Genomic DNA, 11,180 nt, shown 5'->3' with positions numbered 1-11,180 from the left:
CATCCACCTCTCCCTTTGGGGGAGAGGTCGGCGCGCAGCGACGGGTGAGGGGGCTTTCCCCAGACACCGAGCCGAGAAAAGGCCCCCTCACCCGACCCAAGAGGGTCGACCTCTCCCCCAAAGGGAGAGGTGAAGAGGCCGTCGCGAAATTCCATCATCAAATCTTCCAGCCGGAAAACAGCGCCGCGATATTGCCGCTGAATGCAGTGTGCTTGGCGCGCCTAAACCCGGCCGTCGTCAGCATGCCGGTAAACGCCTCGGGCGTCGGGAACTTGCGGATCGATTCCACCAGATATTGGTACGGCTGGGCGTCGCCGGTGACGAGCTTGCCCATGGGCGGGATCACCCGGTCCGAGAACGCCTTGTAAAAACTGTCCAGCCCGGGCACGTCGACCTGGCTGAATTCGAGCACCATGATCCGCCCGCCCCGCTTGAGCACGCGGTGCGCTTCGCCCAGCGCCTGCTGGATGCGCGGCACATTGCGAATGCCGAAGGCGATCGTGTAGGCGTCAAAACTATTGTCTTCGAACGGCAGCTCTTCGGCATTGGCTTCGACAAAGCTGGCCTGTGCGGGATAGCGCCAGCCCTTGGCCCGCTCGGCGCCCACCCGCAGCATGTCCGAATTGATGTCGCTGACGACGACTTCGGCATAACCCACCGAGGCATTGATGATGCGCTCGGCGATATCGCCGGTGCCGCCGGCCATGTCCAACACCCGATAAGGCCGCGAGCCCGATTTGGGCGGCGCCAGGTCCGCCACCATGGCGTCTTTCCACACCCGGTGGATGCCACCGCTCATCAGGTCGTTCATCAGGTCATAGCGGTCGGCCACGCCATGGAACACCGCGTTGACAAGGCCCTGCTTGTCCTCTAGCGCCACTGTCCGCTCGCCGAAATGGGTGGTTTGACTGCTCTGTGCCATGGCCGCGCCTCGCCGTTTTGATTTGGCCGCACCATAGCGAAGCGTTATGCGGTTTGCCATGGCGCAAAGCCGCACAGCCTCCTGGGGACTTTATCATGCCGGAATTGCCCGAAGTCGAAACCGTCCGCCGCGGCCTCGAGCCCTGGCTCACCGGCGCCACCATCGAAAAGGTCACCCTGCACCGCGCCAACCTGCGCTTTCCGTTTCCGCAGGGGCTGGCGGCAGCGCTGGAGGGCCAGACCATCATCTCGGTCGGCCGCCGCGCCAAATATCTGCTGATCGAACTCTCCAATGGCAAGACCGTGCTCAGCCATTTGGGCATGACCGGCTCCTGGCGCTTTGCTGAGCACGGCATCGACAAGCCGCCGCGCTATTACGAAACGCAGCCGGTGCCCAAGCATGACCACATGGTCTGGGAACTCTCGCACCCCAAACATGGGCCGTCGCACCTGATCTATGCCGATCCGCGGCGGTTCGGGTTCATCGACCTGTACGATGACATTGAAGACAGCCCTTATCTTCGGGGCCTTGGCCCCGAACCCCTGTCCAATGGGTTTAATGGAGAGGAGCTGACGGCGGCCTTGAAGGGCAAGAAGAACCCGATCAAGGCGGCGCTACTCGACCAGCGCGTCGTTGCCGGCCTGGGCAATATCTATGTCGCCGAAGCCCTGCACCGCGCCCATATCCTGCCCACCATTCATGCGGGCACCATGCTCACTGCCAAGGGCAAGGCGAAGCCAGCGATCGAAGACCTCGTCTCCGCCGTCCGCCAGGTGCTCATCGAAGCCATCGAAGCGGGCGGCTCGACCCTCCGCGATTTCCGCAATGCCGATGGCGGTTCCGGCTATTTCCAACACCGCTTTGCTGTTTACGACCGCGAGGGCGAACCTTGCCCGACGCCACTCTGCACCGGCACCGTCGCGCGCATCGTCCAATCGGGCCGCTCGACCTTCTATTGTCCGGTCTGCCAGAAGAAGCCTTAGCATTCTCCTGTCGCACCGGCCGCGCAGTCGTCTCCCTCCCCCTACGCGGGGAGGGATCAAGGGTGGGGGATGGGAGCCCGGTAGCCCGCTGTGATATCGTGCCTCCGAACACCCCCCCGCCTCCCCCGTCGAAGGGGAGGAGTGGTTTGGTGATTGCGGCCCTTCAGTGCCAACGCCCCTGAATCCAGTTGACCTCTCCACCCCTTTCCCCTATAGACCGCCCAACTTGGCGGCAGTCGATGTGCCGCCGATTTCATTTCATCCCGGACGCCTGCGACCCCAAAGGGTTCATTCGGCCGGTTGGACGCCAAGAGGACCGTTATGGCCAATACGCCTTCAGCCAAAAAGGCTACCCGCAAGATCGAAGCCCGCACCGCGGTCAACAAGTCGCGCCGCTCGCGCGTTCGCACCTTCATCCGCAAGGTTGAAGAGGCCATCGTTGCCGGTGACCACAAGCTGGCCATGGAAGCTCTGGCGGTTGCCGCTCCCGAGATCAACCGTGCTGCCACCAAGGGCATCGTTCATGCCAATCTGGCCGCCCGCAAGGTCAGCCGCCTGAACCACCGCGTCAAGGCTCTCAGCGCCTGATTGGCTGCTGTGCCAGGGGTGCAGACCTCTGGTCTGCTACCGGACAAAGGGCTCCGCAAGGAGCCCTTTTTATTTGCCCTCGTCCGGGCAAGGTTTTTCGTTGGCTGTTGTCATGTGACATGACGGTGACACCAATCCCCACTCCGGGTAAACCCTGAGGTGCGAGGCATTTGTCATTATCAACCAATTACTTAAGGGCCAGTTTGTAGCAGGTGTACAATGCGGCTGGCGGGCGCGGTGGGAGAAATTGGCGGTAACGAAAAATAAATTTCTTAACCCCATATGACAGCCGCTGTGGGAAATCTGTGTTGAGTCACAGAGCCTTGGTTTTGTGGGTTTTGGACTGAGGCCGGATGGATTTTGACAGACCTCAGAGTCAACCCCCCATTTCAAAGATTCACCAGTTGCAGCCCCAAAACCGAGCCTCTAAAGTGATCTGGTCAGCTTGAGAAAAGACGGCCTCAAGGCACGTTTTGCCAGAGCAGACAGGGTCGTTGTTTGGGGTTTTTTGAATAGGGTCGGCTGGGCAGCAATGCCTCGCCAATTGTGCCGATGGCAATTGGAATGACGGCATTATTGTGCCGTCAGGCCAAGCCTGGTCGGTCGCGTATCAAGTAACCGCTGGCCAGGTCAGGCCAGGTTCAAGTGATAATGCAATACAGCGAACGGTGGCCAAAACCGCCGATGGAATTCAGCAACCCTGTCTTTGGGGACGGGCGAAGCTATGGGCAGGCGGCCAGAAGGCAGCCGGTGATCAATTGACAGTGTCATGCGGTTTTGCGGACCGCCGACAGAGCATTAACGAGGCACAGCACGATGCGACTACAGACCAGCGCTGGAGGCGAGGATTGGAACCGATCCGCTCCCCTCTCCACCACACCGGCAACTAAAGGCGATGCATCTGCGATGACCAGTTCCGATGATCTGAGCGAAGCCCAGCGTGACCTCTGGAACCGCGTGCGCGCCCGGCTCAAGGCTTCGGTCGGCGAGGATGTGTTCACCTCCTGGTTCGCCCGGCTGGACCTCGAAGAGATCGTCGACGATCTCGCCCATCTGTCCGCCCCCACGCGCTTCCTCTGCTCCTGGGTGCAGTCCAATTATGCCGACCGGATTCTGGAAGCCTTCCGCCAGGATTCCGACGCCATTGCCCACCTGCAGATCACCCTGCGCGTCAATGGCCAGGCCCGCCCGCGCCTGACCCCGCAACCCGCCGAGGCTCCGCAGGCCGACACGCCCACAACCGCTGCCGCGCCCCAGGCGCCCGCCATGCCGCGCCTGATCCGCGACAACACCGCGCAAAAAGGCGATGCCCTCTCAGGCAGCGCCATCGACCAGCGCATGACCTTCGAGACCTTCGTACCCGGCGGCCCCAATGAAATGGCTCTCGGCGTCGCCAAGCAGATCGCCGCCGCCGCCGCCAACAACACCGTGACCTTCAACCCGGTCTATATTCACTCGACTGTCGGCCTGGGCAAAAGCCATCTGCTCAATGCTATCGCGCATTCCGTGCAGCAGGCGGACCCGTCCAAGAACATCGTCTACCTGACTGCCGACCACTTCATGTACCATTTCATCACCGCCGTGCAGCGCCAGTCGGCACTCGGCTTCAAGGAATGGCTGCGCCGGGTCGACCTGCTGCTGATCGACGATATGCAGTTCCTGCAGGGCAAGTCCGCCACCGAATTCGGCCACACGCTGGGGACGCTGCTCACCGGCGCCAAGCAGGTCGTGGTGGCCGGCGACGCCCCACCGCGCGATCTCGAAATGCTCGATGAGCGCGTTCGCTCGCGTCTCTCGGGCGGGCTGGTCGTGCCGATTTCCACCTTCGATATCGACCTGCGCCGCGCCATCGTGCAGCGCCGTGCCGATCAGGCCACCGCCCGTTTCGGCATGCACTTCCCGGTTCCGGTGATCGATTATGTCTCCCGCGTCGTGGTCAGTCATGGCCGCGATCTCGATGGCGCCGTCAACCGCCTCGTCGCCGCCAACCAATTGACCGGCGAGCTGATCACCGTGCCGCTGGCCGAAAAGACCCTGGGCGACCTGATCCGCAGCCACGAGGCGCGCCGCGTCCGCATCGAGGACATCCTCAAGATCGTCTCGCGCCACTACAAGGTGCCGCGCAACGAACTGCTCTCGGCCCGCCGCTCGCGCGACGTCGTCCGCCCCCGCCAGATCGCCATGTTTCTCGCCAAGGCGCTGACCTCGCGCTCCCTGCCCGAAATCGGTCGCCGCTTTGGTGGACGCGATCACACCACCGTCCTGCATTCGGTCCGCAAGGTCGAGCAGATGATCAAGGATGATATCGAGCTGGCGCAGGAAATCGAGCTGCTCAAGCGCATGCTGGAAGAATAGGGGTTCCAACCGCTCACCCTGCTTGCTCCGCTGAACGCGTCACAAGCTGTCCCTCTCCCACGAGGGGAGAGGGGTTGGCCCCGCGTTACGCCAACCCACCGAGCCACCCTTCTCCCCTCGTGGGAGAAGGCGCCCGAAGGGCGGATGAGGGGGCCTTCCCGCCTACTTCAAATCCCGCTTCATAAACTCCGCAAACCTTTCCTTCCACGCCGGATGCCAGCGCGACAGCGCCGGGCGCTTGTCGATGATGTCCATGGCATTCCAGAAAATCCGCTTGTGATCGACGCTGTTCGGCGTTTCCTCGTCCGGGCAGAGGATGAAAAACTCGTCCCGCGCGATCGCCGCTTCCATATAGCCCACCACCTGCTCTGGCAGCCACGCGCCCGGCCGATGTTCGGCCTCGCCCGTCGTGGTCCAACCCGGGATCAGCAGATGCGCCGAAACCTGGCTGCCCTCGCGTTCCCGCAAGTCCCGCGCCAAGTTCTGCGTATAGGCATTCACCGCCGCCTTGCTGGTATTGTAAGCCGGATTGCCGGGCGGATTGGTCAGCCCCTGCTTGGAGCCAGTGTTGACGATCACACCCGGCCGCTCGGCCCTAAGCATGCCCGGCAAAAACGCCTGCACCCCATTGACCGGCCCCAGCACGTTGATGGCGAAGGTTCGCTCCCAATTCTCGATCGGATCGAGTATCCCGCCCGCGCCGCCGGCCACGAAAAACGCCGCATTGTTCATCAAAAGGGTCGGCGCGCCCCAACCCGCCTCGACACTTTGCGCCAACGCCACCATGGCTGCCGGATCGGCCACGTCGACTACCTCGGCGCGAACGTTGCCAGTCCCCACGACCCCGCCCAGTTCCGTCGCCGTTGCCGCCAGCTTGGCTGCGTTGACATCCACCAGCACGATTTTCATGCCCGCTTGCGCCGCCCGCCGGCCTGCGGCGCGGCCGATCCCGCTGGCGCCCCCAGTGATGACGGCGACGCGGCCCGCTGCAAAACTTTCTGACATGGTATTCTCCGGTTCTTGGCTGTTTGGTGCACTCTAGCCAAAACCGCAGCGCAATGCAGTGCTGGTGGCTGGTCCTTGCGCCCTGCTGTCAAATGCCTGTCGGCAAAACCGCTCCCGCCCTTGCGTTTCCAGTAACAAATTGTAAAGGTCTGCCCCCGGCTCGCCGGGTGTTTCCTGTCCGTTTCGGGCAGTCTCGTGTGCAAGGATTTAGGGTTATGAAGGTCACGCTCGAACGCAATCATCTGCTCAAGTCGCTGAGCCATGTGCATCGGGTCGTCGAGCGGCGCAATACCTATCCGATCCTCGCCAACGTGCTGTTCAAGGCGAGTGACGACACCGTCGAACTGCGCGCCACCGATCTGGATATCGAAGTCACCGAATCCGTGCCTGCCATGGTGGGCACCTCGGGCACCACCACCGTGCCGGCCCACACGCTCTACGAAATCGTGCGCAAGCTCAGCGATGGCGCCGAAGTGCGGCTCGAAACCGATGGCGCCGAGCAGATGACGCTGACCTCGGGCCGCTCGCGCTTCAACCTGCAATGCCTGTCGCCCGACAGTTTTCCGGATCTCAAGTCGGGCAATTTCGGCCACGAATTTTCCATGCCGGCCTCGGCGTTGCGCGAATTGATCGAGCGCACCCAGTTCGCCATTTCCAATGAGGAAACCCGCTACTACCTCAACGGCATCTATTTCCACACCGTCGATATTTCCAACCAGGGCACCGTGTTGCGCGCCGTCGCCACCGACGGTCACCGCATGGCCCGCGCCGAAATCGACGCCCCGGCGGGCTCGGCCGGCATGCCCGGCATCATCGTGCCGAAAAAGACCGTCGGCGAAGTGCAAAAGCTGCTCGACGGGGCCGATGGCGACGTGGCGGTGGAAGTCAGCGATACCAAGATCCGCTTCAAGGTCGGCCCGGTCGTGCTGCTGTCCAAGTTGATCGAAGGCACCTTCCCCGATTACGACCGCGTCACTCCCAAGAACAACGACAAGCAGATGAATGTGGACCGCGCGGCGTTCGCCACGGCCGTCGATCGCGTGTCCACCATCGCCTCCGAGCGCGGCGGCAAGGCGGTCAAGCTCTCTGCCAAGGACGGCCTGCTGGAACTGTCGGTGACCAATCCGGATCACGGCACGGCGTCCGAGGAACTGGCCGTCGAGTTTGAAACCGACGGTTTTGAAATCGGCTTCAATGCCCGCTACCTGCTCGACATCGTCGGCCAGATTCGCTCCGACAGCGCGGTCTTCATGTTCAACGATGCCGGCTCGCCCACGCTGGTGCGCGAAGAGGGCGAGGCCAAGGCGCTCTATGTGCTGATGCCGATGCGCGTTTGAGGGCCTCGTGGCACGTCCACCGGCCGAGACCCCTGGCGCCCGCGCGGCCAGATTGGCGCTCATCAGCCTGCCGGCTTTTGGCGTTGGCGTGGCTTTGATGGTGCTGGGCTATGGCGCCTTTCTGTCGCCAGGCCTTGCGGCAATTGTGCGCTGGATCGGCGGGGCGCTGGCGGCGCTGAGTTTTTCGATCGGCTTCGTGGCGATCCGCACGATGATCGCCGCGCGCTCTCAACGATAGGCGACACGGATCTGGCAATCGAAATAGCACTGACCATGCCCAGGCTGACGCGCTTTAGATTTGGCAAAATGGTGGATCGACCGGCATGACCCGCCACCTCTCCCGCCTCCGCCTCACCAACTTCCGCAACTACGCCTCGGCGGCATTGGACCTCGACGAGCGCCATGTCGTCCTCACCGGCCCCAATGGCGCCGGCAAAACCAACCTGCTCGAAGCCATTTCCCTGCTTTCCCCCGGCCGCGGCCTCCGCCGCGCCAGCTTCGACACCGTGCAGGCCCAAGGCTCCGATGCCGGATGGGCGGTGGCCGCCACCGTGGAAACCGATGACGGCCCCGCCGATATCGGCACCGGCGCGGGCCCCGACGATTCTGGCCGCCGCGTGCGCATCAATGGCGCCAATGCGCGCTCCGTCGAGGCGATGAGCGACTACCTGCGCGTACTCTGGCTTACCCCCGCCATGGATGGCCTGTTCTCCGGCCCTGCCAGCGACCGCCGCCGCTTTTTGGACCGGCTGGTGACCACGCTCATCCCCGGCCATTCCGCCGCCGTCAGCGACTTCGAAAAGGCCATGCGCCAGCGCAACAGGCTGCTCGATGACAATGGCGAGGCCCGTTGGCTGTCGGCCATCGAGGCCCAGATGGCCGAGCTCGCCGCTGCAATCCATCATGCCCGCACCGATAGCCTGGGACAGTTGCAGTCGCTGATCGCCGAAAGCCTCGAGGATGGCAGTTTCCCCGCTGCCCATCTGGCGCTGACGCCGCTGTTCGAGGACCGTCACGAACCGGTTTCTTCCTCGGCGCTCGAAGCCGAGTTGGCTACCCTTTGGGCCGGCTCCCGCGGCCTTGATCGGGCCGCCGGACGCACCATATTTGGACCTCACCGGGTTGATTTGGAGGTCACCTATGCCCAAAAGGGCATGCCGGCGGCCCTGGGCTCCACCGGGGAGCAAAAGGCGCTCCTGATCGGGCTCATCCTGGCCCAGGCGCGCCTTGTCAAATTACGAACTGCGATCACGCCATTCCTGCTGCTCGACGAGATTGCCGCCCATCTCGATCCCGACCGCCGCCGGGCGCTGTTTGCGGCCCTCGACCGGCTCGGCACGCAATGCTTTTTGACCGGCACCGACCCGCTGCTATTCGAGGCCCTCGGCCCTCGCGCGCAGCCCATCACGGTGCGCGATGGCCGGCTCTATCCGGACACCGCGCGCCCCTGAGTCTATCCCCCGCCAAACCGGCCCAAAAGGCCAATTTGCTTGGGGCTTGGCCCCTGTTCCGATAGAACTAGACCCACCGTAAACGAAGCGATTCGAAGCCCATGACCGATACCGAAAAATCCTTGCCCTCCGACTACGACGCCGACAGCATTAAAGTGCTCAAGGGGCTCGATGCGGTGCGCAAGCGACCCGGCATGTATATCGGCGATACCGACGACGGTTCGGGCCTGCATCACATGGTTTACGAGGTGGTCGATAACGCCATCGACGAGGCGCTCGCCGGCCATGCCGATCTGGTGCAGGTGACGCTCAATGCCGATGGATCGGTCACCGTCATCGACAATGGTCGCGGCATGCCGACCGGCATTCATACCGGCGAAGGCATTTCGGCGGCCGAGGTCATCATGACCCAGCTCCACGCTGGCGGAAAATTTGACCAGAATTCCTACAAGGTCTCGGGCGGCCTGCATGGCGTTGGCGTCTCGGTGGTCAATGCCTTGTCGCAGTGGCTCAAGCTCAGCATTCGCCGCGAAGGCAAGATCCACGAGATCAGCTTCACCCATGGCGACGCCGACGCGCCGTTAGGGGTAACCGGCACCTATGAGGGCCGGACCGGCACGTCTGTGACCTTCCTGCCGTCGCTCGAAACCTTCACCATGGTGGAGTTCGATTTCAAGACGCTGGAGCATCGCCTGCGCGAACTCGCCTTCCTCAATTCGGGCGTCCATATCCTGCTGCATGATCGCCGCGCGGCCGACCCGGTCGATATCGACCTGTACTATGAGGGCGGCCTCGAAGCCTTCGTGCAATATCTCGACAAGTCGAAAAGCCCGATCATCGAGAAGCCCATCCTGATCATGCACGAGAAGGACGGCATCACCGTCGAAGTCGCGCTGCAGTGGAATGATTCATACCACGAGAACGTGCTCTGCTTCACCAACAACATCCCCCAGCGCGATGGCGGCACCCACCTTGCGGGCCTGCGCGGGGCGCTGACGCGCCAGGTCAACGGCTATGCGGATACGTCGGGCATTTCAAAAAAGGAAAAGGTCACCCTCAACGGCGATGACACCCGTGAAGGCCTTACATGCGTTCTGTCTGTAAAGGTCCCTGACCCGAAATTCTCGAGCCAGACCAAGGACAAACTGGTCTCCTCCGAAGTGCGGCCGGTCGTTGAAAACGTCGTCAACGAAAAGCTCGGCCAGTGGTTCGAGGAGCATCCCCAGGAAGCCAAGATTATCGCCACCAAGGTGGCCGAAGCTGCGGCCGCCCGCGAAGCCGCCCGCAAGGCGCGCGAACTCACCCGACGTAAGGGGGCACTCGAAATCTCCTCGCTCCCCGGCAAGCTCGCCGATTGCCAGGAACGCGATCCGGCCAAGAGCGAAATCTTCATCGTCGAGGGCGACTCGGCTGGCGGTTCCGCCAAGCAGGGCCGCGACCGCGCCACCCAGGCGGTGCTGCCGCTGCGCGGCAAAATCCTCAATGTCGAGCGCGCCCGCTTCGACCGCATGATCGGCTCCGACCAGGTCGGCACGCTGATCACCGCGCTCGGCACCGGCATTGGCAGCGAGGAATTCAACGCCGACAAGCTGCGCTACCACAAGATCATCATCATGACCGACGCCGACGTGGACGGCGCCCATATTCGCACGCTGCTGCTGACGTTCTTTTATCGCCAGACCATCGAGCTGATCAAACGCGGCCATATCTATATCGCCCAGCCACCGCTCTATAAGGTCAAGCGTGGCCAGTCCGAGCAGTACCTCAAGGACGAGCGCGCGCTGGAAGATTACCTGCTGACCACCGGGCTCGATGAGGCCGTGTTCACCACCCGCGATGGCGTCGCCCATGCCGGGCAGGACCTGCTCAGCATCCTGCAGCAGGCGCGCGACATCGTTCACGCCATCGGCAATCTCAATACCCGCTACAATCGCAGCCTCGTCGAACAGGCCGCGATCGTCGGCGGGCTCGATCCCGAAGGCCTCAGCGATCCGGCGCGCATCAACGTCACGATGGACCGCGTCGCCAACCGCCTCGACCGTATCTCCGACGAGCTCGAACGCGGCTGGACGGGTCTGGTCACCGACGAGGAGGGCCTCAGCTTCTCGCGCACCGTTCGCGGTGTCAGCGAAACCCACCAGATCGACCAGGCCCTGCTGCAATCGGCCGATGCCCGCAAGCTGCGCCAGCTCGCCGAGCGTCTCGACGAACTCTATGGCGGCGTCCCCACGCTCAACCGTAAGGGCGACATCACCCAGATTTTCGGGCCCGCCTCTCTGTTCAAGGCAGTCACCGATGCGGGCCGCAAGGGCGTTTCCTTGCAGCGCTACAAGGGCCTGGGCGAAATGAACCCCTCCCAGCTCTGGGAAACCACGCTCGACCCCAATGCGCGCACCCTGCTCAAGGTGGAAATCCGCGAAACCGACGAAGCCGACTCCATCTTCACCGCCCTGATGGGCGACCTCGTCGAACCCCGCCGCGACTTCATCCAGGACAACGCGCTCAGCGTCAGCAATCTGGACGTCTAGCCCCTGTCGGT

9 protein-coding genes are annotated in these 11,180 nt (G+C 63.0%); 7 read left to right on the top strand and 2 right to left on the bottom strand.

Annotated features, from left to right (window positions below; genetic code table 11):
• Positions 1–157: 157 nt before the first annotated feature.
• Positions 158–922, bottom strand: coding sequence for a bifunctional demethylmenaquinone methyltransferase/2-methoxy-6-polyprenyl-1,4-benzoquinol methylase UbiE (gene ubiE / locus JWR51_RS15690; RefSeq protein WP_299749360.1), 765 nt, complete (start codon positions 920–922; stop codon positions 158–160).
• A gap of 95 nt (positions 923–1,017) precedes the next feature.
• On the opposite strand from ubiE, the gene mutM reads away from it, so the two are divergent.
• From mutM to dnaA, 3 genes are all read left to right on the top strand, one after another.
• The gene (gene mutM, locus JWR51_RS15685) at positions 1,018–1,905 is read left to right on the top strand and encodes a bifunctional DNA-formamidopyrimidine glycosylase/DNA-(apurinic or apyrimidinic site) lyase (protein ID WP_299749357.1); all 888 of its coding nucleotides are present in this window, start codon (positions 1,018–1,020) and stop codon (positions 1,903–1,905) included.
• Positions 1,906–2,226: 321 nt separating this feature from the next.
• Entirely contained in the window at positions 2,227–2,493 is a 267-nt protein-coding gene (rpsT, locus tag JWR51_RS15680) for a 30S ribosomal protein S20 (RefSeq protein WP_299728868.1), read from the top strand.
• Between the two features lie 906 nt (positions 2,494–3,399).
• Positions 3,400–4,848: a chromosomal replication initiator protein DnaA gene (dnaA, locus tag JWR51_RS15675; protein ID WP_299749354.1), complete on the top strand. Its 1,449-nt coding sequence runs from the start codon at positions 3,400–3,402 to the stop codon at positions 4,846–4,848.
• A gap of 162 nt (positions 4,849–5,010) precedes the next feature.
• Here the strand turns inward: dnaA and JWR51_RS15670 are convergent, their stop codons facing one another.
• Positions 5,011–5,853: an SDR family NAD(P)-dependent oxidoreductase gene (locus JWR51_RS15670; protein WP_299749351.1), complete on the bottom strand. Its 843-nt coding sequence runs from the start codon at positions 5,851–5,853 to the stop codon at positions 5,011–5,013.
• A gap of 215 nt (positions 5,854–6,068) precedes the next feature.
• On the opposite strand from JWR51_RS15670, the gene dnaN reads away from it, so the two are divergent.
• The 4 genes from dnaN (at position 6,069) to gyrB (ending at position 11,169) form a co-directional block, all read left to right on the top strand.
• The gene (gene dnaN / locus JWR51_RS15665) at positions 6,069–7,190 is read left to right on the top strand and encodes a DNA polymerase III subunit beta (RefSeq protein ID WP_299728329.1); all 1,122 of its coding nucleotides are present in this window, start codon (positions 6,069–6,071) and stop codon (positions 7,188–7,190) included.
• Between the two features lie 7 nt (positions 7,191–7,197).
• Complete coding sequence (locus JWR51_RS15660) at positions 7,198–7,428, top strand: hypothetical protein (protein WP_299749348.1); 231 nt, start codon at positions 7,198–7,200, stop codon at positions 7,426–7,428.
• An 85-nt stretch (positions 7,429–7,513) separates the two neighbouring features.
• Positions 7,514–8,641 carry a DNA replication/repair protein RecF gene (gene recF / locus JWR51_RS15655; RefSeq protein WP_299749346.1) on the top strand — a complete coding sequence of 376 codons (1,128 nt, stop codon included), beginning with the start codon at positions 7,514–7,516 and terminating at the stop codon, positions 8,639–8,641.
• Positions 8,642–8,742: 101 nt separating this feature from the next.
• Positions 8,743–11,169 (top strand): DNA topoisomerase (ATP-hydrolyzing) subunit B, encoded by a 2,427-nt coding sequence (gene gyrB, locus JWR51_RS15650; RefSeq protein ID WP_299749342.1) that lies wholly within the window; start codon positions 8,743–8,745, stop codon positions 11,167–11,169.
• Positions 11,170–11,180: the final 11 nt, after the last annotated feature.

Origin of the sequence: Devosia sp. (genome assembly GCF_028290625.1) — a bacterium.
GTDB lineage: Bacteria > Pseudomonadota > Alphaproteobacteria > Rhizobiales > Devosiaceae > Devosia.
This window is presented reverse-complemented; position numbering and strand designations above follow the sequence as displayed.